Source organism: Methanobacterium aggregans (genome assembly GCF_017874455.1).
Classification (GTDB): domain Archaea; phylum Methanobacteriota; class Methanobacteria; order Methanobacteriales; family Methanobacteriaceae; genus Methanobacterium_C; species Methanobacterium_C aggregans.
In genome coordinates this window covers 16,373-41,141 of sequence record NZ_JAGGLN010000007.1, presented here as the reverse complement: position 1 = coordinate 41,141, position 24,769 = coordinate 16,373, and the positions used below count along the sequence as shown (strand labels likewise).

Annotated in this window: 27 protein-coding genes; 19 read left to right on the top strand and 8 right to left on the bottom strand. The window is 38.2% G+C overall.

Going from position 1 to position 24,769, the window contains the following annotated elements:
• Positions 1-236 precede the first annotated feature (236 nt).
• The 8 genes from J2756_RS10130 (at position 237) to J2756_RS10095 (ending at position 7,006) form a co-directional block, all read left to right on the top strand.
• Entirely contained in the window at positions 237-1,427 is a 1,191-nt protein-coding gene (locus tag J2756_RS10130) for an MFS transporter (protein WP_209585301.1), read from the top strand.
• Between the two features lie 648 nt (positions 1,428-2,075).
• On the top strand, positions 2,076-2,315 hold the full coding sequence (locus J2756_RS10125) for a PRC-barrel domain-containing protein (RefSeq protein ID WP_209585299.1): 240 nt from the start codon (positions 2,076-2,078) through the stop codon (positions 2,313-2,315).
• 66 nt (positions 2,316-2,381) lie between these two features.
• The gene (locus tag J2756_RS10120; protein ID WP_245316037.1) at positions 2,382-2,690 is read left to right on the top strand and encodes an Hsp20/alpha crystallin family protein; all 309 of its coding nucleotides are present in this window, start codon (positions 2,382-2,384) and stop codon (positions 2,688-2,690) included.
• A 30-nt stretch (positions 2,691-2,720) separates the two neighbouring features.
• Positions 2,721-3,143, top strand: coding sequence for a DUF5518 domain-containing protein (locus J2756_RS10115; RefSeq protein WP_209585295.1), 423 nt, complete (start codon positions 2,721-2,723; stop codon positions 3,141-3,143).
• A 19-nt stretch (positions 3,144-3,162) separates the two neighbouring features.
• Positions 3,163-4,614: a B12-binding domain-containing radical SAM protein gene (locus tag J2756_RS10110; RefSeq protein ID WP_245316036.1), complete on the top strand. Its 1,452-nt coding sequence runs from the start codon at positions 3,163-3,165 to the stop codon at positions 4,612-4,614.
• A 50-nt stretch (positions 4,615-4,664) separates the two neighbouring features.
• Positions 4,665-4,811 (top strand): LEA domain-containing protein, encoded by a 147-nt coding sequence (locus J2756_RS10105; RefSeq protein ID WP_209585293.1) that lies wholly within the window; start codon positions 4,665-4,667, stop codon positions 4,809-4,811.
• Positions 4,812-5,232: 421 nt separating this feature from the next.
• A complete protein-coding gene (locus tag J2756_RS10100) occupies positions 5,233-6,228 on the top strand; it encodes a tetratricopeptide repeat protein (RefSeq protein ID WP_209585291.1) in 996 nt (331 codons plus the stop codon).
• Between the two features lie 223 nt (positions 6,229-6,451).
• Complete coding sequence (locus J2756_RS10095) at positions 6,452-7,006, top strand: LabA-like NYN domain-containing protein (protein ID WP_209585289.1); 555 nt, start codon at positions 6,452-6,454, stop codon at positions 7,004-7,006.
• A 191-nt stretch (positions 7,007-7,197) separates the two neighbouring features.
• On the opposite strand, the gene J2756_RS10090 is transcribed toward J2756_RS10095, so the two are convergent.
• From J2756_RS10090 to sppA, 8 genes are all read right to left on the bottom strand, one after another.
• A complete protein-coding gene (locus J2756_RS10090; RefSeq protein WP_209585287.1) occupies positions 7,198-7,731 on the bottom strand; it encodes a DUF2115 domain-containing protein in 534 nt (177 codons plus the stop codon).
• A 136-nt stretch (positions 7,732-7,867) separates the two neighbouring features.
• On the bottom strand, positions 7,868-8,383 hold the full coding sequence (locus J2756_RS10085) for a DUF2115 family protein (protein ID WP_209585285.1): 516 nt from the start codon (positions 8,381-8,383) through the stop codon (positions 7,868-7,870).
• Entirely contained in the window at positions 8,380-10,455 is a 2,076-nt protein-coding gene (locus J2756_RS10080; protein WP_209585283.1) for a DEAD/DEAH box helicase, read from the bottom strand. Before J2756_RS10080 ends, J2756_RS10085 begins: the two co-directional genes overlap by 4 nt.
• Before the next feature lie 82 nt (positions 10,456-10,537).
• Positions 10,538-10,825, bottom strand: coding sequence for a hypothetical protein (locus J2756_RS10075; RefSeq protein WP_209585281.1), 288 nt, complete (start codon positions 10,823-10,825; stop codon positions 10,538-10,540).
• A complete protein-coding gene (gene moaC / locus J2756_RS10070) occupies positions 10,822-11,298 on the bottom strand; it encodes a cyclic pyranopterin monophosphate synthase MoaC (RefSeq protein ID WP_209585279.1) in 477 nt (158 codons plus the stop codon). The genes J2756_RS10075 and moaC overlap by 4 nt, the downstream gene beginning before the upstream one ends.
• Positions 11,299-11,569: 271 nt before the next feature.
• Positions 11,570-12,661, bottom strand: a complete 1,092-nt coding sequence (gene cbiD, locus J2756_RS10065; RefSeq protein ID WP_209585395.1) for a cobalt-precorrin-5B (C(1))-methyltransferase CbiD — start codon at positions 12,659-12,661, stop codon at positions 11,570-11,572.
• Positions 12,662-12,792: 131 nt separating this feature from the next.
• A complete protein-coding gene (locus J2756_RS10060) occupies positions 12,793-13,083 on the bottom strand; it encodes an MJ0307 family thioredoxin (RefSeq protein WP_342593139.1) in 291 nt (96 codons plus the stop codon).
• 33 nt (positions 13,084-13,116) lie between these two features.
• Positions 13,117-14,037 (bottom strand): signal peptide peptidase SppA, encoded by a 921-nt coding sequence (gene sppA, locus J2756_RS10055; RefSeq protein ID WP_209585275.1) that lies wholly within the window; start codon positions 14,035-14,037, stop codon positions 13,117-13,119.
• 558 nt (positions 14,038-14,595) lie between these two features.
• On the opposite strand from sppA, the gene J2756_RS10050 reads away from it, so the two are divergent.
• The 11 genes from J2756_RS10050 to J2756_RS10000 all read left to right on the top strand — a co-directional run bounded on the left by J2756_RS10050 (position 14,596) and on the right by J2756_RS10000 (position 24,684).
• Positions 14,596-15,516 (top strand): shikimate kinase, encoded by a 921-nt coding sequence (locus tag J2756_RS10050; RefSeq protein WP_209585273.1) that lies wholly within the window; start codon positions 14,596-14,598, stop codon positions 15,514-15,516.
• On the top strand, positions 15,509-15,814 hold the full coding sequence (locus J2756_RS10045) for a chorismate mutase (protein ID WP_209585271.1): 306 nt from the start codon (positions 15,509-15,511) through the stop codon (positions 15,812-15,814). Before J2756_RS10050 ends, J2756_RS10045 begins: the two co-directional genes overlap by 8 nt.
• Positions 15,807-15,995, top strand: a complete 189-nt coding sequence (locus tag J2756_RS10040; protein ID WP_209585269.1) for a 30S ribosomal protein S17e — start codon at positions 15,807-15,809, stop codon at positions 15,993-15,995. The genes J2756_RS10045 and J2756_RS10040 overlap by 8 nt, the downstream gene beginning before the upstream one ends.
• A gap of 216 nt (positions 15,996-16,211) precedes the next feature.
• Positions 16,212-17,432 (top strand): aspartate kinase, encoded by a 1,221-nt coding sequence (locus tag J2756_RS10035; RefSeq protein ID WP_209585267.1) that lies wholly within the window; start codon positions 16,212-16,214, stop codon positions 17,430-17,432.
• Positions 17,429-18,319, top strand: coding sequence for a 4-hydroxy-tetrahydrodipicolinate synthase (gene dapA / locus J2756_RS10030; RefSeq protein ID WP_209585265.1), 891 nt, complete (start codon positions 17,429-17,431; stop codon positions 18,317-18,319). Before J2756_RS10035 ends, dapA begins: the two co-directional genes overlap by 4 nt.
• A gap of 394 nt (positions 18,320-18,713) precedes the next feature.
• Positions 18,714-19,535 carry a 4-hydroxy-tetrahydrodipicolinate reductase gene (gene dapB / locus J2756_RS10025; protein WP_209585263.1) on the top strand — a complete coding sequence of 274 codons (822 nt, stop codon included), beginning with the start codon at positions 18,714-18,716 and terminating at the stop codon, positions 19,533-19,535.
• 15 nt (positions 19,536-19,550) lie between these two features.
• Positions 19,551-20,711: a phospholipase D-like domain-containing protein gene (locus J2756_RS10020; protein WP_209585261.1), complete on the top strand. Its 1,161-nt coding sequence runs from the start codon at positions 19,551-19,553 to the stop codon at positions 20,709-20,711.
• A 5-nt stretch (positions 20,712-20,716) separates the two neighbouring features.
• The gene (asd, locus tag J2756_RS10015) at positions 20,717-21,763 is read left to right on the top strand and encodes an aspartate-semialdehyde dehydrogenase (RefSeq protein ID WP_209585259.1); all 1,047 of its coding nucleotides are present in this window, start codon (positions 20,717-20,719) and stop codon (positions 21,761-21,763) included.
• 433 nt (positions 21,764-22,196) lie between these two features.
• Positions 22,197-22,838: a hypothetical protein gene (locus J2756_RS10010; RefSeq protein WP_209585257.1), complete on the top strand. Its 642-nt coding sequence runs from the start codon at positions 22,197-22,199 to the stop codon at positions 22,836-22,838.
• Positions 22,839-22,944: 106 nt separating this feature from the next.
• Positions 22,945-23,625, top strand: a complete 681-nt coding sequence (locus J2756_RS10005; protein ID WP_209585255.1) for a hypothetical protein — start codon at positions 22,945-22,947, stop codon at positions 23,623-23,625.
• Between the two features lie 558 nt (positions 23,626-24,183).
• Complete coding sequence (locus tag J2756_RS10000; protein ID WP_209585253.1) at positions 24,184-24,684, top strand: hypothetical protein; 501 nt, start codon at positions 24,184-24,186, stop codon at positions 24,682-24,684.
• Positions 24,685-24,769: the final 85 nt, after the last annotated feature.

Below are 24,769 nucleotides of genomic sequence, written 5' to 3'. Positions count from 1 at the left end.
ATTTTAATATATACTTATGTTTAAAAATAATTTTATCGGATTATTTATTGATTTTAATGGAAAATTAAAATTTCAATCAGCAATCGTTCCCTGTCACTACGAAAGTTTCAATTTGATCATTTATTTGTTGTGGATGACACTTGTTGTTAATGACACCTGTTTATACAGTTGAAGATTCTAATGTACATAAATATAACAGCTAAACATATTTTGAATTTTTTTAGAAGGATAATAACATGAATAAGGAAAAATTATGGACAAAAGAGTTTATCACATTATCTGTGGTTAATTTTTTAATTGCTTTGATATTTTATCTATTGTTGGTTACGATAGCTTCTTATGCCATAACTAGATTTCATACTTCAACAGGTGTAGCTGGACTTGTTTCAAGTATCTTTGTTATTGGAGCTTTGTTTGGTCGATTAGGAATTGGACGCATTATTGACGACGTAGAAAATAGGAAAATTTTAATTATCAGTATAATATTCTTTGCCATCCCATCAGCACTATACTTTGTGGCAACCAGTTTACCATTGTTAATCATCATCAGAATTTTACAGGGAATGGCTTTTGGAGTGGCAACCACAACTATAGGAACAATTGTTGCCCAGATTCTTCCTGCCAATAGACTCGGAGAAGGCCTTAGTTATTTTAGTATAAGTATAATATTGGCAACAGCAATAGGCCCTTTTATAGGAATTCTTTTAACGGAGTATGCAGATTTTAACGCGATTTTTATTTTTAATTTAATATTAGTTATCTTCTGTTTTTTCATGTCCTTTGCAGTTAAGGAACCAGCTCATAAGATATCTAAACCAGACAAAATTAAAGGTGCAAAAATCTTTAAAATTTCAAATTACCTTGAATTTAAGGCGATACCCATTTCAATCATTGCATTAATCATTAGTTTTGCTTATTCAGGTGTATTAACTTTTATTTCAATCTATGCTGAGCAGATTAATTTGGTAAATGCTGCAAGTTTCTACTTCATTGTATTCTCAGTTACAGTCGTGGTCTCAAGACCATTCTCAGGTCGTTTAATGGATGTTAAAGGTGCAAATATTGTGATGTATCCTTGCTTTTTCATTTTCGCAATTGCTATGTTCTTATTTAGTCAAGCCAACTTTGGACTTGCTTTATTATTAGCTGGAGCATTGTTTGGGTTAGGTTTTGGTAACCTTCAATCCATTTCCCAGGCAATTGCCATACAAGTAGCTCCACCGCATAAGTTAGGACTGGCAACAGCCACTTATTATATGTTTTATGACATGGGATTTGGAGTAGGACCTTATCTATTCGGATTTTTCATTCCTTTCCTAGGATACCGCGGTTCATATTCAACCATGGTCATGGTGATACTTGCAACCATTGTTCTTTACTATTTTTTACATGGAAGGAAGGAAAAGCAATTAATAACCGTTAAATAGATGATAATAATGGGAAGTATGAAACTAAGGTCGCATCGTATTGATAAAGTAAAATTAATGTGCGCCTTATTCGTTTTTTCTTCAGAAATGTCAGATAGCGAAGCTAAAAAACCGTAATTGACGAAATAATCCTCAATAATTGAAAATATTGGGAATAACCTTGTATTTGGCAATAATGTATGAGAAGTTATTACTACGAAGGATCTCAATGATTGGGTTGCGATTGAGGAATATGAAGTGATAATTAGCGGAACATAAAAAGAATTAAATGGTTATTAACCCTTTAAAATCTTTCAAAAGGATGTAAATTCGAAAAAATACTCTTCGATTTTGATATAAATTTTTGAATTAAATTTAAAGACATAGAGTTAATTATTTAATCATGAATAAATATTATTGATAATTATCAATTGTATTAAATGTGCCCTATTTAATGCCTTTTTTATATAACTAATTACCCAAAATTATTATTATTTCATTCAAGATGCTACTTTTAATTTATATCCTTCTCCAATCTTCCTTTCTTTTTGAAAAATAAAAATATTTAATAATAACAATCAATAAAATAAGAAGTTTTAATTGTAACTATCAACATATAACTATACAGTGAAGTAAGGGATTCAATTAATTCGTTGGAGAGTGAAAAAGATGAAAATATCAGATGAATTAATTGGTAAAGATGTTTTAGATGAATCTGGAGACCAAATAGGGTTAGTTAAAGATGTGGATTGGGATTTTGAAACCAACACTGTAAAATCAATTATTTTAAAAGAAGCGGGGATATCAGCAAAAATTGGCCTAGGCGATAACAAAATAGTGCCCTATGAAATGATTGAAGCTATTGGCGATAAGGTACTAATTAAAGGCAGAGTTTTCAAGACTGAATAATCATATTGCAATATGAAAATTTATTTTATTATTAGTGTATCAAATAAAAAAAAATTTGAGGGGAAAATGGTCGATAAAATTGAAACCAATGATAACTTAATAATAAAAATAGACCTTCCTGGTGTTACAAAGGAAGATATTGATATTGGAATTGCTGGTGAAACCATAGACATCATGGTAAAGTTCGAAGAGGAAAGTGAAGAGGAAGACATCAATTACATCCAAAAAGAGAGAAGTTACGGCGAAAGTAAAAGAACACTTAAACTTCCATCAGAAATAAAGGTTAAAGAAGCATCAGCTAACTTCAAAGACTCTGTCTTAACCATTAAACTACCTAAAATAGAGAAAAAATTACATAAAATTGATATTAACTAAAACATTTTTTTTTAATGGGGGATGGTTATTATGGTAAGTGTTGGTGTTGTGGTTGAAGGTTTTATTCTGGCAATTATATTTACTGTAGTTTTAGCAATTCTGGGTGTTGGATCAGTTCTGGGATTGTCGGTTGCCCTGTTTGGTTTTCTAATTGCAGGTATAATAGTTGGTTACATCTCGTATGGGAACATTTTTGATGGAACGATTAATGGAGCGCTTATGGGTGTTGCCGGTGCAATAATCTTGTGGCTACTAAGCTTATTCAAAGGTCAAATTGCTGCATTTTCTGCCCAATTATCAATGTATCTTCCATTAAACTCACCGCAAGAAATAATAATCATAATAGTTGTGGGCGCAATAGGTGGTGCAGTTGGCTCACTAATACTAAGATTCAATCGAAGAAACCGAAGATACGATGAAGATCGAAGAGATGAGGTAGATAGAAGGGACTGAGACATTAATGGTGATTTACATGAATAAAGAAATTGATGTGATGCTCATAAACCCTTACGATGAGAATGCATTGAAAAATGCGCTTGGTTTCATAGCCCCTCCTATAAATCTGATGTACCTGGCATCATCACTGGAGAAAGAATCTTACTCTGTTAAAATAGTAGATGATGATCTCCTACAAAAAGGTTACAAACATGTGTCTGAAATGGCAGAAAAGCTCAATCCACAAGTAGTAGCTGTTACCGCCACCACATCCACCATAAACAGCGGACTTAAATACTTGGAAATGGTTAAAAATATCCTCCCTAATTCTTTAACAGTAATAGGTGGTCCACATACTACTTTCATGCCTTTTGAAACTTTAAAAGATTCTGAAGCCCTTGATGTGGTAGTTCTGGGTGAGGGGGAGGAGACCATGGTTGACATAGCAGCCCAATCCTCCCATGAAAGTATTCCGGATCTGGAAAATGTTAGGGGAATTGTTTTCAGGGATCCAAACACTGGAAGTTTGAAATCTACACCTGATAGGCCTTTAATAAAGGACCTTGACTCATTACCTTTCCCAGCCAGACATCTTGTTCCCTTTAAATCCTACGGTGTCTCCAAAGAACAAACTGGTGGAATAATAACCAGCAGGGGTTGTGTGTATTCCTGTAACTACTGTTCATCCTCACTCATCATGGGCAAAAAGTTCCGATGGCGCAGTCCAGACAACGTGGTGGACGAAATAGAGGAATTAATAGATAACTACCAGATAAGAGACATAGGCTTCATGGATGACACATTCATGCTCAATAAAAGAAGGGCAAATGATATTGCCAATGAAATCAAAGCCAGAGGTATGGATTTGAGATTCGTGGCATCATCCAGGGTTGACAGGGTAGACTCAGAGTTACTTCAAAATCTCAAAAATTCAGGAATGCAAACAATATATTTCGGTGTTGAATCCGGGTCGCAACGTATCTTAGACTTAATGAAAAAAAGCATAACTCTTCAAAACGCTGAAAATGCTGTTAAAATTGCAAAAGATGCAGGTTTAGAAGTTTTAACCTCTTTCATTCTGGGATATCCTGGAGAAACCGAAGATGATATGAATAAAACCATTGATTTCTCAACTAAACTTGATTCAGACTACTGCCAGTATTCTATTCTTACACCATTTCCAGGAACACCCATCTACAATGAACTCAGGGAAAAAAATTTAATAGATGATGATGACTGGGATGAATACACAGTACTAAAACCAGTTTTGAAATATGATGAAATGGGTTTAAACAAGAAGATGGTGGAAAGAAAACTGGCCACAGCCTATTTGAAATACTATGCAAGGCCAAAATATCTCCTGAACCATAGGCACATGTTTAAAGTCATGTTTAAGACAGTCATTCGGAGTTTTATACTCCCAAAACTCATGGGGGGCACGGGTAAAGGATGGTACCAAAACCTGGACAACAACACATCATCAAAGTAGACAAAATTACAATATTATGAATTAGAATGTAAAACTATTGGAGGGATTCTATGAGTGAAAAAACAGGTGAAATGAAGGGGAAAGCCAAGGAAATGAAAGGAGAAATTAAAGGGAAAACTAAAGAGATGGAAGGAGAAATTAAAGGGAAGGCTAAAGAAGCTGAAGGGAAAATAAAAGGTAAAATTAAGAAATTATGAAAATCGAGGATATATATTTCCATTAATCTTTTTTTTTAAATTACTTTGCATAGGTAACAAAGGATCAAGGAATTTTTTTAGTTTTACTCTTTGCGTGAATTTTCCAGAAATTTCTTTTTAATACTTTATGGAATGATTCAAAAGTTTTATTTAACATTTAAACCGATTCAAAGAATGGATATTCATAAAATGCGGTCTTGAGTGGGGGATTGTTTTTTAAATTTATTTTGCAGACATATAGTTAAGTATTTAATTAGGAATAATCTGATTGATAACTATAAATAAAAGGATCATACCTTATTAACTATGAGAACTTCCAGTCAAAAAATAGGGATTTAATTATTTTTAGGGGCAGTTCCAGGGCCCAGGGTTTCTGATTATTTTTAAAACAATTTACAGGAATAAAAAAGGGTGAAAAAACATGACTTCAAAAGTATCAGATTACATTGAAATGGCAAATAAGAAATTCGAGGAAAATGAACCTGCAGAAGCAGTAGAATTCCTTGAAAAGGCATTGGAATTGGAACCAGATAATGTTACAGCAATTTTCCTGAAGGGAACTGGACTGATAGAACTCCAGGAAGATGAAAGGGCATTGAAATGTTTTGACAAGGTTTTGGAACTGGATCCAAGTTATATTGATGTTTACTACAACAAGGGTCTGGCATTACTGTACCTGGATGATCTTGAAGAAGCAGAAAGATCTATAGACAAATTTTTAGAATTTGAACCAGAAAACATCAATGCAATAATCTTAAAAGCTTTGATAATGGCTTCTCTGGGTAAAAAGACTCTGGCCTTGAATTACTTCGATGATGCACTTGAGATGGATTCAAACTCCTTTTTGGCCCTGAAAAATAAGGGAATAATCTTATTCGAGCTTGAAAAGTATGAAGATGCCATAAAATCTTTGAATCTTGCTTTAGAAGTAGAACCTGAAGATGAAGACATACTGCTGTACCTGGGACTGTCCTCAGCATCTTTGAACAACTTTGATAAAGCAATGGAGTTTTACAACAAGGCACTGGATATAAATGAACGTAACACATCTGTAATATACTACAAGACATGTGCCCTGGCAGATATGGGTAAAGAAGAGGAAGCAATTAACTGCTTAACTGATATTTTAGGGGTTGAGCCAGAGTTCACAAGTGCACTCACACTGAAGGCTGAAATCTACCTGGGCCTTGAAAGGCCAGAAGATGCTCTGGAGTGCTACAGTGAAGTAACCAAAATAGATCCAGAGGACCCTGAGGCATGGCTGGGTATGGGTAATATTCTAGAGGATTTTGAGGAAAAAGAGGATTCCATTAAAGCCTACGAGAAATTCATTGAGGTTGTTGAAAAGTATAAGCTTTCTGATTGGGATCTTGAAGTTCAAAGGGTCCGTGAGTACCTTAAGGGTGCAAAACCATAACCTTTGACCCAAAGAGATAAACCCACTTAGGGAATGTTCTTTCATGTTAAAATAAATTCTCTTCCTTTTTTGATGTACTACGAAATTGAGGGGTACTGACTTCAGATTTTTTTTGTAACTCACTAACGTTATACTGCATAGGTTCATCTAAGCTGAAAATAGGAAACAATTAATAACCAGATTCACAGATGGAATATAATTAGAAACAATATTAGGGTTGAAGATGCAAGAACGGGTAATGATATTTATAGATGGTGCAAACCTTTTTCACGGCTGCAACAACTACCAGAAGGGCTACAAGATCGATCTTCTGAATCTCAGGGATGAATTAACTGCAGGCAGAAAGCTCGTGAATGTGAACTACTACGCTGCAATTCCAAGGGAACACTCAAGCCAGTTCCCGGCCCAGAAAAGGTTTCTTGACATGCTTGGCTACAACGGCTTCAAAGTCACAGCTGTTCCACTTAAAACCCACCGTGTGACTGTGAAATGTGATTACTGTGGAATGGAAAACCAGACAACTGAACAGGTTGAAAAGGGTGTTGACATTGCACTGGCCACCGATCTAATATCCTTTGCAATGGACGACCAGTACGACACAGCCATCATTGTCTCAGGGGACTACGACTACTTCCGGGCAATTGAAGAGGTTCAAAGACGGGGTAAAAAGGTTGAAATAGCCTACTTCCTTATTCAGGGAATAACAGAGGAATTCATACAGGTTGCAGATAAATTCATCTCCTTAAATGGAATTGCAGATAAAATCAGCAAGGAATGATTTGTTTTGAGTTTTTTGAAGGGTTCAAAATCCATATCCATAACTTGGTTCTACTGTAGAAAAATATTTTTATTTAATAAATAATCCATGAATTTAATGAATAACTCAGTATTTAAGGGTAGTTCATCTTAGATTCAGGGTAAAATCTAAAAAAAGGGCTTAAAAATCAATAAAAACTTTAAAAGTCACAATTAAACAGCATCTTCATCCTGCACAGACACACAGAACCTGCAGAGTGCACTTGGATTCTTTTCCTGACGATCCTTCACAGGACAAAGATACTCTCCATCATGGAATCGAAGGGTAAAACCCCCTGGAAATTTGGTTCCAATGGGATGTATGGATTCTTCACGGATGAAGGTTGTGTAGGTTGCAACTAAACTGGCGATCCTCAAAAAACAAAGCTCCCTGTCACCCTTTGCACCAGCTTTTTGTTCATCCAAGAGTTTGAAAAATCCCCTAAGCTTTTCAAGATTCACAGAACCTGGGTAATGATTTTCATCCTCTTTTATATCCTTGATCCGTGTGAAAAATGCCTTTGAGAAGGTTTTGATGTAGTCATCCCTGTAGCCCTTGGGCATGAACTGGGCATCCTCCTGGAAAAATGCAGTTGCAAGCATTATATCCTTCATGTGAAGGTTACGGGCTTCCCTCTTGAGGAGGGATAAAAGTTCATCTTTGGTCATTTTCTCCTTCAGGGCAGTATCAACAAAACTTTCAGGCATCAGGGCACATCCATTTATTTAAATCAACATCCTTTATTCATATCAAATTTTTGGTAAATAGTCTTGAACCACGTTTTTATTATAAAATCAATTTCAATAATTTAATGATTCCAACTTATTATAAGTAACCTAACTTTCAAACATCCTCGTCCTGCTCTGCAATACAGAATTTGCAGAGGGCATTTGGGCTTTCTTCCTGTTTCTCTTTTACAGGACACAAGTAGGTTTCACCCTCTTTTTTAACCTTTAAACCTCCGGGAAACTGTGATCCTATGATGTGTATTGGTTCTTCCAGTACGAAGGTTGGGTAAAGGGTTGTTACGTAAAGCACCTTTTTTAAACGGGGCTTTGAATATTTTTCATGGCGCTCAAACAGGCTTTCCAGATGGTCCACGGTGTTTCGTAACTTTTCCATATCCACATAGGAGCTGTAGGGAGTTTCATCGGTTTTTAAATCTTTTAAATATTTTAGATAGGATTTGATGTAGAATTTGATGTACTCATCATGGTAGCTCTTCTGAACGTACTTTCCTTCCCTGTTCATCTCAGTGTAAATTTCCATTATGTCCCTTACTGAAATTTCATCTGCCTCATTTTTAAGCATCTCAACAAGCTCAACCTGCTTAAGTGGTTTGTCAAAGTTGAATTTCATTCCCTGCACCATTTAAGTATGGATTCAGCAGTTTTAGGACCTATGCCCTCAATACGCAGAAGCTCCTCACGTGAAACGTATCGAAGATCCGTTCCGAAGGCATCAACAAGGGCACGTGCCCTTCTACGGCCAAGACGTTTAATGGACAGGACCATGGGCACAAGATCCTCCTTAACACCGTAGTAAAGCCTTGCAGAAAGGAGGTCTAGCTGGTCAAGACCTGTGTAAATTCCCATAACCTCACATATCCTCCTGAAGAACTTCACAAGGAGTGATGCTTCGTAGGATGTTCTCCTGGTTGATGCAGCGTAGACATTGAATGCATTCTCTATCTCGTACTCACTGCGCTCGTCCAGCCACTCCATGAGGGTTGCAGCTGTGGCCTCGGACAGTCCCATGTCAACTGCAAATATCCCTGCCTTGCTCAGCCTCTCCCTCACAGGATCCTTACTCTTACGGCCTTTAAATGAAATAACAGGAATATCAGGGGTTCTTGAAATTTCGTAGAGGAGTTTGCTGGATTCAATATCACCTGAACGTGCAAATTCCCTCAGTTTAACAGCTGTCTCAACTGTGTAGTTGCTTTTGGCGATGAGCATTCCAAAGTCAGTTGCCTTAAGCCCATCAGGGGTTGCACGGATTATCCCATTCTGCATGAGAAATTCAAGGGCCTCATTCACCTCGTACTCCATGGAATCAGATGAAAATGCGGATAAATACTCGTTGTTAGACATTTGAAATCCGTAGAAGGTGGTGTTGAAGAACTGGAGTATTTCCTGAGGATTCTTTGCAAGGGTTGATGCCACCTGGGTTATTATCTGCTTGTAAACAGCATCCTTGTTCTCTATAAGTTTGGAATTCGTTGTTTCTATTTCCCCGTAGATGTAATGCTCCTTGAGGTTGAAGGCTTCATCAACACTCTTGGCAATGAGGTAAGAGTATCCCTCATCATCGTAGCCTGGCCTTCCAGCCCTTCCTGACATCTGCTCGTAGTCAAAGACAGGTATGGGCTGGGGTCCCTGCCCTGTCCAGCGGGTGTAATCACGTATAACAACGTTTTTAGATGGGAGGTTCACACCGTACATCAAACTGGGGGTTGCGGTGATCATGAGGAGGTTTCCTGCACGAAACTCATCCTCAATGATCTCCTTCTGCTTGTCAAATAAACCAGCATGGTGGAAGGCCACTCCATTCTCAACACACTCTGCAAGCTTCAGGCAAACAGCAGTTGGAAGGGTTCCCCTCCTTTTGGGAACGTCCAGTATCTTGTCTGCAACCTCCTTAAAGGCCTTCCTCTTTTCAGGGGATATTTTCCGTTTTATCTTTCCTGAAATATGGTTTGCAAGGGATTCAGTGAATCTCCGTGTGGATACAAACACAAGGGCCTGGGATTCTTCCTCCATGGAAGTGTTCAGTATCTTGAGGATCACATCATTTTTGTTTTTAAGTCCCATCTCCTCGGTTGTGAGCACATCCTTGTAGAGTGGAACAGGACGGTAATCATGCTGAACAACATGTGCATCCATCCATGAGGAAAGCTCAGGCATGTTCTGCAGTGTTGCTGAAAGTGCAACCATCCTCATACCAGGGTTCAATATCCTTGAACGGGTTATTGCACATTCAATGGTTGGACCCCTTGAGTACTCCCCTATCATGTGAAATTCATCGATGATGAGAAGGTCAACCTCACGCAGGGTGTTCCATGAAAAACGTGTCACTGCATCGAAGGATTCAAAAACCATAACAGCAATATCAGAGGATGAAGGATGCTTCCCAACTTTGATACCGAACTTTTCAAATTCCTTGAACTCCTTAACCTTCTCGTTCTGGATGGATATAAGGGGCACGGCATAAACTGCTTTACCTCCCTTCAGCACTGTGTTGAGGGCGGCCATAACTCCCAGAAGGGTTTTTCCACTGGCAGTTGGAATGGCAATGATGTAGTTGGTGTCCTCCTTCAAATATCCAGAATCAACCACAGCCTTCTGTGCAGGGTTCAACTCCTTTATATTTGGATAAGAATCCTTTATAATCTCTCTGATTTCCTTATTTATAGTTTCCATGGTGATCAAATCCTATGGGCTGATAATTTTTATTCCATAAACATCTTTAAAAAAATTTGAAGCTTTATGACAATTGATGTGTCGAGCTTTTTTAAAACTCCATATCTCCCCTTCTGGCCATAACCCAGCTCAAGCCAAGTAGGGAACCTAGAATAAATATCTGCATTATCTGCCCGGCTTTAGGTATGTGAATGCCAAGGGGCAGAAAATTCACAAGTGGAGATTTGGATAGCTGGAATTCCTGGATCAGGTCCTGATCATCAACTGCAATATCAGAGCTTCTGTTTCTGCTGTTTCTCAGGGATGCGTATCCAGCACCTGCACCAACCATTGAAACCAGTATCATGGCCAGGAGAAGAAGGGCAATATGGGTCTTCAAAGTCCCACCTTCTCCTTCCTCACAACTTCGATGTCTGAAATCTTCGTTGATGGATACTGGCCATCATCATCCTTTTCAACACTTTTAACCATGTCCCATATGGTTAGAAGTCCAACACTGACTCCTGTAAGTGCTTCCATTTCAACGCCTGTTTTTCCATCGCACCGGACACTGACCTCTACACCTATGGTGTCAAGTTCTACGTTGAATTCCACTTCAATACCAGTTATTTTCAGTGAGTGGCAGAGGGGTATGGTGTGATGGGTTGATTTCACGGCACTGATGGCAGCTATCTGTGCAGTTGTAAGTACGTTACCCTTTTTTATCTCCTCATTTTTAATGAGATCCACAGTACTTTCTTTTAAATAGATTTTACCCCTTGCAGTGGCTGTTCTCCTCACAACTGGTTTGTCTCCAACCTCAACCATGTGAACACCACCCTCTGTAAGATGTGTAAACGTTTTTTCACCCATGTAATGCACCTCCAACTCTAAAAATTGATCAGGAATGGTTAACTAATAGTTAACCAAAAAATTTTGAAGATTTTTCTTGAATCAGTATTTTTTCTTATATAATGAATCTTGTTGTAAATGTTTCAATCTTATCCTTTTATAATGTATCTTATAAAATTTATCATAAAAATTAGGGATATCTGAATCCAGTAGGCTAAAACCAGGTGATCTTTGAATCCCAGGATATAATCTAAAAATAAAAAAATGAAAACTTGGTATAGGTAGGATAAATTCAGGGATCCTCCACAGACTTAACCCTTATAGCATGGTTTTCGTTCAGCACGGTCCCATCCATCCTCAGTATCACCACATCGAAGTCCATCTGATACTTGGCACTGCAGATGTCTTTAATTGAATCTGCAATGCTGTTGAAAACAGGGAGAACCATGTTAAATTCATTGAGAACGTCTATCATTTCCTCGGTTGTGTTGGAATCAAATATCTTCCTCACAACTTTACAACCTGCACCCTGAAGAGCTGCATGTGCCATTATGACCTCACGCCTGCCGTCTGCAACACTGTGCTTGGTGTTGAATATGCCTGCAGCGATCTTGATGAGCTTGCCTGCATGTCCAAAGAGTGTGATCCTATTAACACCTGCTGATTCTGCTTCAGAGAGCATGTAACCCACGAAGTTGCTCATCTGAACCACCTCATCCTCATGAACATCCAGAAGTTTCATTGCAAGTTTTTCACCAATGTTGCCTGGTACGAAGATGAGTTCATCATAGCCCTCAGCCAGGGAAACATCCATCTGACACTTGAAGGATTTCCTGTAACTTTCAACTGACATTGAACGGGCAATACCAGTTGTTCCAAGTATGGAAATTCCATCAACAATTCCAAGACGGGAATTCATGGTCCTTTTCGCAGTTTCCCTGCCCTCTGGAACTGATATAATAACTTCAGCACCACTGTAACCAGGAAATTCCTTATCAAGAACCCTTTGGAGGTTGGATTGTATCATATCACGTGGAACAGGATTGATTGCTGCCTCTCCAACTGGAACCTGGAGTCCTGGTTTTGTAACCCTTCCAACACCATCACCACCCTCCACAGTTATTCCCTGCTCTTTTTTCAGGGTCAGGTCTGCAAAGAATTCAAGGTTTCTTGTAACATCAGGGTCGTTGTAGGGCCTTTTTATCACTGAAGCCCTTCCAGATGTTTCAGTTAGCTTCTGGGAGCTTTCCACCTCTATATCCAGCTGGGTGATGGGGGTCTGGATCTTCACAACCTTCACATCCTTCTTTATGGATAGAAGTGCTGCAAGGGCAGCTCCTGTTGCAGCGCTGCCTGTTGTGATCCCGTATTCTTCCTCATGAATGGGAAGATGGTAATGGGCCATCTCTCTCTTTTCCATACAGTTACTTTAAAAAAAATAGTATTTAAGGGATTAGCAAATTTTTGGTATCATGAGATAAAAAAATAGGGACTCTTCAGAATCCCAGTTTGTTTTTATCCAGTTTCTTCTTTGATGGCTGCTACAAGTTCTTCCTTACTTGGTGCACCCACAAATTTTACAACACCATTTAAGGCGATTGCAGGTACGGCCATTAATCCGTATTCAACTGCTTTTTCCTGGTTGATGGATATGTCGATTTTTTCCACTTCCAACTCGCCACCCATATCCTTTTTAACTTCTTCTACAAGTTCAACTGCCATTGGACAGTAGGGACAGGATGGGGATGTAAACACTTCAACTTTAACTACCATATCTTTCACCTCTTTTTTAACCTCATTTAACACAACATTAAATGAATGCAATGGTAATATATACTTCTATTGGAATATGTACTCAATTGCACCTTCTTTCAGGTTGCTTCCAATTCCTTTACCAAGGGAATAGGCTAAGCTTGATGAAACACTGCTGAGTATGTCTTCAAAGTTTGTAGGTGGGGTTATGGTTTCCACGTTGTACTCACCTTCTATTCCACCCAGCCGGGCTGCAAGATCCAGTGCATGTTCCTTACTACCAGTATCATCTACAAGCTTTAAATCTTTAGCCTGTGTGCCTGTATATATTTTTCCCCCTGCAACACTTTCAACGTAGGTTTCGTTCAGATGTCTGTTGGTTGCAACGATACTTATGAAATGGGCGTAATCCTGATCCACCATTGACTGAAGCATACTCCTTTCTTCAGATGTTAAATTACGGTAATCTGCACCCATGTCCTTGTATTCTCCGGCTTTTATGGAGTACTTGTATATTCCCAGCTTCTGGTAGAGGCCTGAGAGATCCGTCATGTCCATGATAACCCCTATGCTTCCAACCATGGAGGATGGACTTGCCACTATTTTATCTGCAGATGTTGATGCAAGGTAGGCCCCTGAAGCACCAACATCACTTATCCAGACAACAACAGGTTTTTTAGAATCTTTAATTGTCTCCATGATTTCTTCACTGGCCACTGGTGTTCCTCCGGGACTGTTAACTTCAACGAGGATTGCGCTCACTGAACTGTCCTCCTCTGCCTGGGATAGTTCATCCTTAAATGTTTCAGGCGTTGCAACTTCACTGCTGAGAACACTGGATGATCCATATCCAATCTCTCCCTGAAGTGGTATAACTGCAACTGTGTCTCCAAAGGGGTTTCCATCGGCGGAACTGCCAACGTAGGCAACAAATGATAACATAAGCAGTAATAGTACAGTTAATCCTCCACCAATCACTGTTAAAACTATTTTCGTATTTTTATCCATGTTTATCACTTCAGATGTTCAAGATAACTGTGATACTTTCATCATTATTTTTATTAGTCCTTTTTTATGTATATAATATTATATCAAACTTTTTTTTATGCATTTTTTTTGAAGGTCATGATTCCCAACTCATATAACCAATATGTAAATAAAATCAAAAACAGAGTTAAGTTCATGGGTGAAAAGAAGGATTAGAAGGGGAGATAAACAGACTCATAATTATTGGAGTACTCATACTGCTTCTTATCGTTATTTTGGTGGGGCTTTAATACCCACAGGAACCATAATGTACAAATAATACTTAAAACAAGAATAATAAGAATTTTTAGGGGTGAAAATTGTTTTAAGTTTCAAAGAATCCTTTTCATGAAAGATGTTTGGAATATTTATCTTCAATTCAATTAAAGGGTCTGGAAATCATTATTAACCCCTACTCATATACTTCATTTATTAACCATAACAAATAGAATGAGGATCTCAAACTCATGATCCAGATCATATGAAGTTACAGCATATAAATTTAGATATAAATTTTATTGAATGCCAATGGTGATGTTATTGAACACAAAAGTCCGATCTCCCGGCTCTGCCACAGTAATAAATGCAATATCAACAGGATACGGTTCAGCATTTGGCATAAAACTTTATGTTAATGCAGAAGTTAAATTAAAAGGTCCTAAATCCTCAATAGTATGTGAAACAGACAGCTTCGTTGACACCAAACTCATGGAACTCTGCGTTGAGAAGGTCATTGAAAGGTTCGGAATCCTCAGGATATCAGGGGAACTGAAGTACCTGGACATGAAGACAGGGGTCAGCGTTAAAACAACATCCACACTTCCAGCTGCATCAGGTCTTTCAAGCAGCAGTGCAACTTCCAATGCAGTTGTAATGGCTACTGCACGTGCAATTATGGATGAACATGGATTTGAACTGGAAGATGCAGGTTTGAATGAACTTGATCTTCTCAACATTGCAATTGATGCATCCCTTGAGGCAGGGGTTACCATAACAGGGGCCTTTGATGATGCAAGTGCATCCTTCTTCGGGGGCTTGACTGTCACAGACAACATAAAGAGGAAAATTCTACAGAGGAAAAACATGGAGGAGCAAAATATATTAATACATATGCCAGATAGAAAGTCACCCACTGCAAATTCAGATGTAGGGCGGATGAAGCTCCTTGCTCCATGGGTTAAGATGGCCTTTGATGAAGCATTGAATGGAAAAATTTACAGTGCCCTAACATTGAACGGACTCCTGTACTGTTCAGCACTGGGATTTGATTCAAACATTGCTTTAGATGCTTTAGATGCTGGTGCAGTGGCAGCAGGGCTTTCAGGTACAGGACCCTCATTTGTAGCAGTAGCCAACAACAGAAATGCCGACAGAGTAGAGGAATCATGGAGTTCCTATCCCGGAAGGGTCATAAGAACAGAGGTTGACAACGAAGGCACGAAGGTGGTTCGCAGTGGATAGGGAAGAAGCTTTAAGACTACTTCAGGATTCAAGAAATAAGATAGATGAGATGGATGAAGCTATCATAAATCTCATTGAAAGAAGAACATCCCTTGCAAGAGATATTCTCAATGCCAAGATCGTTCTTGGTATTGAAATTGAGGATAAAAAGAGAGAAGCATTTATTCAAGAAAAGATCAAAGAAATAGCAAGGGAAAAGAAAATTGATGAAGTCAGCCTTACCCGTATAATGCAAATACTCGCGAGTATGAGTAAAAAAGAACAAGAAAAAATTTTAAGGAGGGAAAAGAATGGGTAACATACGAACATCATTCGTTAAAAGGACAGCTAAAGAACTGGTTGAAACTTACCCGAGCCAATTCACAACTGATTTCGATAAGAACAAAAAATTAGTTGAAGAATTCTCAACAGTCAGTACAAAACATTTAAGAAACAAGATAGCTGGATACGTAACCAGAGTAGTTAGGAACCAGTCATAATTAGACTGCAGTCCTAATAAATCTTAAAAAACTATTTTAAGTTTGCATTCTTAAGATTACATGATCTTAAGAGTTAAACTTAAACTTTTATATTTATCGAGCTTTTACAATTCTCATATATTTTTATAAAATTTTTATAAATCCTTATAAATAAAAATATACCATAACTAATAATTAATTTTTATAAAAGGCTTTTAACCTAAAGGTGTGTATTTAATGGAAGTAATTGTGGCCAAATTCGGAGGAACATCCGTAGGAAATGGAGAACGAATAAGAAAAGCAGCAGAATCTGTTGTAAAAGAGTATATGAAGGGTAAAAAGGTTGTTGTTGTGGTTTCTGCCATAAACAAGACAACTGATGATATCCTGAAGATAGTCAACGATGCAATAGGTGATGCTGTAACAGAGAAGCAGCTTGCAGACATAGTATCCATGGGTGAAACAACAAGTGTCAGAGTTTTCTCAGCAACAATAGAGTCTCTGGGTGTAAAATCTGAATACATCGATCCTCACATGGATAACTGGCCCGTTATCACCGATAGCAATTATTTAAATGCAAAGGTCAACTACGAGTTAACCGAAGAAAAATCCAAGGAAATTATGAACCTACTTGACCAGGGCATCATACCAGTGCTCTGCGGCTTCCTTGGAAAGGATGAAACTGGAAACATCACAACCCTGGGCAGAGGGGGCAGTGACATAACTGCTTTCCTCTTGGGCCACTGCCTCAGTGCAGAGGAAGTTATCATTGTAACTGATGTTGGCGGTGTGATGTCAACGGATCCCAACAAACTCCGGACTGCAAAGAAGCTTGATAGAATATCAGTTGAGGAAATGAGGGACCTTGCAACCCATGGGGCACAGGTACTTCACCCACATGCCCTGAGATACAAGGATCCATTGATAAATGCCAAGATCATAGGATTTGAACACGGAGATCTTTCAGCCCTTGGAACAGAGATAATGGGGCCCGCAGGGAATCAGATGCTTAAAACAACTGCCTTAAACTCAGAACCAATATCTGTTATTGCAGTGGTTGGAGAGGAGATACTCACAAAAAGGGGCATACTCTCAAAACTTACAGATACCCTTGCAGAGAACAATGTAAACATATATGGAATATCAACAGGTCAAAATTCTGTAACACTATTCATAGATAAGGCAGTTGCAGATAAGGCCCATGAAGTCCTCCATGAAGTGGTTGTTGAGAATGAATACCTCAGCTCCCTGTCCCTGGGAATGGAAATAGCCATGATCACGGTTGCAAGCCAGGACTTCATAGACACTCCAGGAATAATAACCAAGGTAACGGAACCTCTGCGTAAAAACAAGATCAATATCGTTGAGATTTCTTCAAGTCAAACTTCTGTGGTGATTTTTGTGGACTGGAACGATGGAAAAAAAGCTTATGAACTGGTAAGGAGAGTCTTAGAATGAATTTTGAAGGTACAACAGTTGCTATGGTAACACCCTTCACCAAGGATGATGGGGTGGATGAAACAGGAATGCGTGAAAACATAAACTATCTCATTGAAAATGGAGTTAATGGTATACTTGCAGCCGGAACAACCGGTGAATCAGCCACCATAACTCATGATGAGCAGAGGAAGATGATCGACATCCTGGTTGATGAGGTCAATGGAAGGGCAAGGGCAATAGCAGGAGCTGGAAGTAACTCCTCAAAAGAAGCACTCAGCCTTGTACAGCACGCTGAAGACTCAGGAGCTGATGCAGCCCTGGTAATAACACCTTACTACAACAAACCACAGCAACACGGACTCTACCAGCACTACAAGCTCCTATCAGAATCCACGAACATACCAATAATTGTTTACAACGTTCCATCCAGAACAGGAACAGACATAGACGTGGATACCATTGGTAAAGTTGCCCAGCTCGATGGAATCCTTGGGATAAAAGAGGCAAATCCTGATATGGACAAGGTTTCCCAGACCATAAAAAGACTCCAGGACCTTGACTGCACTGACTTCGCAGTGCTCTCTGGAAACGACAACCTCACACTCCCAATGATAGCCCTGGGAGCAAAGGGAGTTATAAGTGTGGTTGCAAATGTTGACCCTGCACGTATGAGTCAGATGGTGGATGCAGGCCTGAAAGGAGACTTCAAAACAGCTTTCAAACTTCACTACGAACTCTACGAGCTCATGAAAGTTCTTTTCATAGAATCAAACCCAGTTCCTGCAAAGGAATCCATGAACATGATGGGAAGACCTGCAGGTCATGTTAGAATGCCCCTTGCACCCCTTAAAGAGGAGAGCAAGGCCAAGCTTGCTGAAGTTCTGAATGACCTTGGACTGATTTAAGGTTGAGCTAACACTTTTTAAAGTTTTTACCTTTTTTTAAAGTCTCTTTTTTAGTTAAATCCTAATTCAGCTTATTCCGGTACCTCAATTTCTGTATTTTTTTATTCATGAAATTCAGGTATTTTAATTCTTTCAGGGTATATTTTAATTCCTTAAGGGTGTTTTGTGCTGATTCAAGCAGGAGTGGGGAATGATCTGAGCTTATGAATTATCCTGAAAAGATGTGCAAAAACGAAAACTTATTTCTCTTGATACTCCACGATGAAGAAATCTTATCAAAAAAAATATTTATAATAGCCTATAAATCTTTAAAAGTTAATTTAAAAACATGAATCAACATAAAAATCTTTACAGATTCATCATGTATATTCTTAGTTAAATGGAGATGGATAAAATGATAAAAGTGGCTGTAACAGGTGCATGCGGAAGAATGGGTTCAAAGATAATCAAAACAGTACTTCAACAGGATGATATGGAAGTTGTGGCAGCAATAGAAGCTCCAAACTCACCCCTTGAAGGTAAAGATGTTGGGGAAGCTATAGGAGTTGGGGAAATCGGTGTGAAAGTCACAGGAGCTGAAAACCTCAAAGAAGAGCTCACAGCAAAGAAACCAGACGTGCTCATTGACTTTACAATAGCCAAAGCTGCAATGGTCACCATAAAGACCTGTGCAGAGTGCGGTGTGAATCTGGTTGTGGGAACAACAGGATTCACAGACGAAGAGATGGAAACCATCAGATCCTCAATCAAAGAAAACAGCATCAAAGTAGTTATAGCTCCTAACATGGCTGTTGGTGTTAACGTGTTCTTCAAGGTTGTGCGTGACCTTGCAAGGATCCTCGGTGACTACGATGTTGAGATCATCGAAGCCCACCACAAACACAAGAAGGACGCACCATCAGGAACAGCTGTCAGGGCTGCAGAAATCATAGCAGAGGAACTCAACCGCAACATGGATGACGTTGGGGTTTACGGCAGAAAGGGAATAGTTGGTGAGAGAAAAGCTGAAGAGATAGGAGTACACGCAGTGCGTGGAGGAGACATTGTAGGGGACCACACAGTACTCTTTGCAGGTGAGGGAGAACGAATAGAATTTGTTCATAGAGCCCACAGCAGACAGGCATTTGTAAATGGAGTTATAAAGGCAGTTAGATACGTTGTAACTGCAGAAGAAGGGAAGATAAGTGACATGGGAGATGTTTTAGGGTTAAACTGATTGTAAGGTGAGCAAATGCTTTTTCAACGTGATGATCATGTCACAGAGTTTCTCCCAACATTTTTAAAGGAAGACAGATCCTACCTCAGGAAGATCCATGAAAGGATAAGCTATGCCCAGAGCCATATCTACATCATATACCCATGGATAACCCTTGGGGAAGAACTTGTAACTGCATTCGAAAATGCAGTATCAAACAATCCAGACCTTGAACTTTACTTAATCACAAAACTTCAAAAAGAAGATGTTTTCAAGCGTATCCATCAGTTGGATGATGTTGAACAGTGGAAAACCATTTTCAAGGATAAAATATTCATAAAGTACAACAACCATGTTCACTCCAAGATCATTGTAATAGATGACTCTGAGATGATCCTGGGCTCCTCAAATCTAACTGGAAGCGGTCTGGGATCCTCCAGGGAAAATGAGGGACATCCACAGATAGAGGCAAATCTGTACACAGACGATCCAGATGCAGTGGTTGATGGTTCAAACTTCTTTGCAGATGTCTGGAACCATGAAACATCGAAGGAATACACTGAAGATGAATACGTACTGTCATGCAAATCCCACAACCTCTCTGGAATCTTCCAGAACTACAAAGGTGAATTCAACAAGATAACCAAGAGGGAAGATATCACATTTTCAAATGATGGAATCGTTGATTTCAAGGGAAAACTTGCCTTTTATGATGAAAACAGAGCATACCTCCTTGGAAATACCAGGAAGGATATTGCAGTGAAGTTCATAGGAGATACTGAGAATTTAACGACCTTGAGCGTTGGTGAACCCTTAGAAGTATCTGGAAAGCTCATGGATGTTAAAGGATGCTGTGAATTCACGTTGATGGATCCAGACCTCGTGGATGATAACTACGTTAAGATAAATGAGTTGAAGAGTGGTTTAGACCAGATCAATGTTATTGGAATGGTTTCAGATGTACGGGGTCCAATGGAATTTAATAATGTTGGAAAGAGTCGCTTAGTTCTGGTTAAACTCATCGATGATACTGGAAGCGTAACTCTAGAACTGTGGAACGGCAACATTCCAAAGGAAAAGATTAAAAAAGGTTCAATAGTAGAAGTAATAAATGGATTTACAAAAATATACAATGGAGAACTGAGATTAGGTCTCAGGAAAGAAGATGGAAGGATTGAAATATTAAGGGGAAGTTGAGAAAAATGGTAAACGTAGGAATTCTTGGAGCAACTGGAATGGTTGGGCAGAGGTTCATCCAGCTACTGGCGGATCATCCCGAATTTGAGATCACTGCCCTGACTGCATCCCAACGATCAGCAGGCAAAAGGTATGAGGATGCAGTGACATGGCATTTAGACACTGGAATACCAGAATCAGTGAAAGACATAACTGTGGTTGACACAGACCCTGCAGAGGTTAAAGATGTTGAAATAGTATTTTCAGCCCTACCTACAGACACAGCAGCAGTTGTTGAACCTAAATTTGCAGCTGCAGGCATGAAAGTTGCATCCAATGCAAGTGCAATGCGTATGGAACCAGACGTGCCCCTGGTCATACCTGAGGTCAACCCTGAGCACCTGGAACTCATTGAAACCCAGCAGAAAAACAGGGGATGGGATGGATTCATAGTCACCAATCCAAACTGCTCAACCATAGCACTCACTTTAACCCTTAAACCACTCTACGACCAGTTCAACATCAAAAGGGTCTATGTCTCAACCATGCAGGCGGTATCTGGGGCAGGATACAACGGTGTTCCATCCATGGCAATTGTGGACAACCTGGTGCCCTTCATAGGTGGGGAGGAGGAGAAAATGGAATCTGAAACATTGCACCTCCTTGGAGAGTACGATGGAGAATCTGTGATCCCTGCAAACTTCGGATTGAGTGCATCATGCAACAGGGTTGCAGTACTGGACGGCCACACAGAGGCAGTTTTCATAGAGATGGAGGATGACTTTGAATTGGATGACATCAAAGAATCATTCACATCTTTCAGGGGAATGCCCCAGAAACTCAGCCTCCACTCAGCACCTGAAGCACCAGTGGTCATAAGAGAAGAAGAGAACAGGCCTCAGCCACGTATGGATCGTAACACTGGTAATGGGATGGCAGTATCCGTCGGCAGGATCCGTAGGGATGATGTGTTCTCCAAAAGCCTTAAATATATCCTTGTGGGTCATAACACCATAAGGGGGGCTGCAGGGGCTTCAATACTGAATGCTGAGCTTATCAATGAGATAATGTGAAGGTTCACATTATTGTTTTTTTATTTTTTAGCTGAAAATTTTAAAACGCTTGAAAAATTCTTATTTTTTTTATTTAAATTTTTCTTTTGCTTAAAATGGGATGTTGACATTTTTTATCTGTTTTTGATGTTTAAACTGATTTACCAAAAGGTAGGTTCATTTCCATATCACCATGATCAAGGTTTTGTGATAATTGTCACAAAGGACAGTTTTGAAAACTAAGGTGAAAATGAATATTTTTTAGGATATAATTGTCTTTTTAATGTTTATTTTATTTTAAAGTCCTTAATTTAGTTTATTTTTTCTTTAAATTCCTTCAAAGGATAGATATTACTTGTGTGACTTTTTTTCATCATCCGTAAGGTTTATACTGTTCACAACCACAAAAGATAATAATTAGTTTAATGCAAGGATGTTTTGAGGATATTTAAAGGTGATTTCGTTGGTTGACATTGAAGGCACGGTTCTGGTATTACTACTCGTATTGATAGTAGGTTTCAGCACATTTTTTGGATTTGTTGGGACTTCAAGTTCTGCCAATGATACCAACGTCACGAATACAACCAACGATACTAACTTTACAAGTGACAGTTTTGCTGTGACTGACCTGGATGATCCTGAACCCAGTGCAACTGATCCTGATGCTGATGTTTCTCTAGAAGTCACCCCATCTGCAAATCTTAGTAATAGGATAGCTGATGGTTCCGAATTGCCTTATCCTTCAGTAACGCAAGTTAATGTTACTGCAGATGAAACTACATGGAGATGGGAACAGCTCAATGATAAATTAAATCTTTATGTTAAAGTAACAGGTGATTTAATAAGTCCTTCAGATAGTATACCCTTAGACAATTTTAAATATGACGGATTTTCGAATTCAAGTTTGTCTAAAACTTCATTCAAAACGGATTATAATAAGGTTAAATCATGGAATTTCCAGTATACAAACGTTTTATTGTGGAGAACTTGGTCTGTTTCAGATAGTGTCAATGGTAATTATTATTTAACAGTACCCATGGGATCTGCAGGTGAAACTTACACTACAACTGTTTATTACCTTGTAATTATACAATAATAGATTATATTACTAAATAATCAATTATTATTCTAATTTTCATTAGAACCATAAAAATAATAAGTATTTTTATCAATATTTTTGTAATCAGTTGTAATGATATGGGGTGGATAAAATAGAAAAAATAGTTTTAATAGTGATTATGGTTTTTTTAATATTTTTAGGAACCTTCGGATCCTTTGGAACTTCAATTTCTTCCATCAATGATACTAATATAACAAATACCACAAAATTGACAAATACAACCAGTAAATCTAGCAGTTTGGTAACTCTAGCTGCTGCAGCACCAAGTTCTAGTTCATACACATCACTTACGGTAACTCCAAGCTCAGTGGATTTAGGTTCTGTACTTGCTGATAACTCTGAAAATTCTTATCCATCTCAAACAACTATTGAAGTTTGTGCGGGGGACTTTGTCTCATTCAATCGCCTTAATCTGTATGTTAAGTCCGCAGGTGATCTGGATAGTGGCACTGATAACATACCCATTAACAATTTAAAGTATGACGGATTTGGAAGTAGTTCATTACAAAAAACATCTTTTAACACGAATTACAATTTAGTTACATACTGGAATACTCAGAGTTTCAGGTATCATAATACTTATTCCAATAGAGTTTATTACGTTGCAAGTGATTATGATATATATGGGAATACCATTTATCTATCTCCAATTACCACCAGTGCCAATTACTATTTGACTGTTCCCTTTGGAACAAGCCCAGGTACTTATCAAACCACTATTGAGTATATTGCTATTTTTGATACTGCCACACAGCCTGTTTAACCAGTTTTAAAGAAAAAAACTGATTAAAAGAAAGATAACAAATATATTTCTTCTATTTATTCCCCACATAATCAACTGGAACATGATTCAAATTATTTTTAGGGAAAGAGCACACTTTCATTTTTTGATATTAAAATTCATCTACTTTTTTCAAATTAAAACCTTAAAAATCATTTAAATTAATTATTGAAAGTTTTTTAATCTTATTTTTGCATTCATGGACCTCTTTAACTTATTTTTTAAAAATTTTTTGCATGAAATTCATTGAACTGATTTTATGTGATGATCTTCACAAAAAACGTTTAAATGGATTAAATAGCTGAGAAACGTTTTTATAAGAAATTTAAAACGTTATGGCCTATTTTTAAATGTTCAGTTTCCATGAATTCCTTGAAGTGTCCTTATGATATGGGCGGACTTTGAAAGGATTAATACGCAAACTATATATATCAAAATATTTCTAATAATGGAACAGAGTTCACAAAAATGTTCCCTTTACTGGCGATTTTTGTTATGAACCCCAATGATAGTATTAATAATAATTGGAGTGACAAGAATATGATGAATAAAAAAATAATAGGGGTAATGGCATTAGCCATCATGATGTTTGTGGGAGTTTGCCCTGCTTTTGCAGAAACGTCAAGTACAGCAACACAATCAGTAACAGTTAAAGTAAACCCAACAGTAGCTATAACTGTTAACAGTCCACTTGACTTCGGTGCTTTAGACGCAGATGGCTCAAGCAATACACTTACAACAACTGTGACATCCACATCTAACGTTGCAATAGATGTTTGGACAAAAGCAGCAGATTTTACATACACTGGTACTGAAACAGGTGACTTTTTAGCTTTAACTGATTTCACTTATGGTACATCTTCAACACCATTCACAACAGACTACGCTAAATGTTTAACTATGGTAAAGGCACCTAAAAAAAGTAGTACATCCTCAACATTAGACCTAACAATTACTGCACCTGTAGGAACCAGCGCTGGTAAATACGACACAAGTGTTACATACACTGCAGTTCAAAAGGATGCAGCAAAACCAGCATAATTTGAATTTTCGATTTTTACTTTTTTAATTTTTCTTAAAATAATTTATTTTTTGATATATCTCAGATTTTTGCAGGTTTTACATT

Bases quoted from the DNA above. Each gene is read 5' to 3' on its own strand.
- J2756_RS10125 (WP_209585299.1), top strand. From the start codon at position 2,076: ATGAAAATATCAGATGAATTAATTGGTAAAGATGTTTTAGATGAATCT.
- J2756_RS10100 (WP_209585291.1), top strand. From the start codon at position 5,233: ATGACTTCAAAAGTATCAGATTACATTGAAATGGCAAATAAGAAATTC.
- J2756_RS10000 (WP_209585253.1), top strand. From the start codon at position 24,184: ATGATGAATAAAAAAATAATAGGGGTAATGGCATTAGCCATCATGATG.
- J2756_RS10115 (WP_209585295.1), top strand. From the start codon at position 2,721: ATGGTAAGTGTTGGTGTTGTGGTTGAAGGTTTTATTCTGGCAATTATA.
- sppA (WP_209585275.1), bottom strand. From the start codon at position 14,037: ATGGATAAAAATACGAAAATAGTTTTAACAGTGATTGGTGGAGGATTA.
- asd (WP_209585259.1), top strand. From the start codon at position 20,717: ATGGTAAACGTAGGAATTCTTGGAGCAACTGGAATGGTTGGGCAGAGG.
- J2756_RS10105 (WP_209585293.1), top strand. From the start codon at position 4,665: ATGAGTGAAAAAACAGGTGAAATGAAGGGGAAAGCCAAGGAAATGAAA.
- J2756_RS10040 (WP_209585269.1), top strand. From the start codon at position 15,807: ATGGGTAACATACGAACATCATTCGTTAAAAGGACAGCTAAAGAACTG.
- J2756_RS10085 (WP_209585285.1), bottom strand. From the start codon at position 8,383: ATGAAATTCAACTTTGACAAACCACTTAAGCAGGTTGAGCTTGTTGAG.
- dapA (WP_209585265.1), top strand. From the start codon at position 17,429: ATGAATTTTGAAGGTACAACAGTTGCTATGGTAACACCCTTCACCAAG.
- J2756_RS10095 (WP_209585289.1), top strand. From the start codon at position 6,452: ATGCAAGAACGGGTAATGATATTTATAGATGGTGCAAACCTTTTTCAC.
- J2756_RS10020 (WP_209585261.1), top strand. From the start codon at position 19,551: ATGCTTTTTCAACGTGATGATCATGTCACAGAGTTTCTCCCAACATTT.
- moaC (WP_209585279.1), bottom strand. From the start codon at position 11,298: ATGGGTGAAAAAACGTTTACACATCTTACAGAGGGTGGTGTTCACATG.
- J2756_RS10130 (WP_209585301.1), top strand. From the start codon at position 237: ATGAATAAGGAAAAATTATGGACAAAAGAGTTTATCACATTATCTGTG.
- J2756_RS10120 (WP_245316037.1), top strand. From the start codon at position 2,382: ATGGTCGATAAAATTGAAACCAATGATAACTTAATAATAAAAATAGAC.
- J2756_RS10035 (WP_209585267.1), top strand. From the start codon at position 16,212: ATGGAAGTAATTGTGGCCAAATTCGGAGGAACATCCGTAGGAAATGGA.
- J2756_RS10090 (WP_209585287.1), bottom strand. From the start codon at position 7,731: ATGCCTGAAAGTTTTGTTGATACTGCCCTGAAGGAGAAAATGACCAAA.
- J2756_RS10110 (WP_245316036.1), top strand. From the start codon at position 3,163: ATGAATAAAGAAATTGATGTGATGCTCATAAACCCTTACGATGAGAAT.
- dapB (WP_209585263.1), top strand. From the start codon at position 18,714: ATGATAAAAGTGGCTGTAACAGGTGCATGCGGAAGAATGGGTTCAAAG.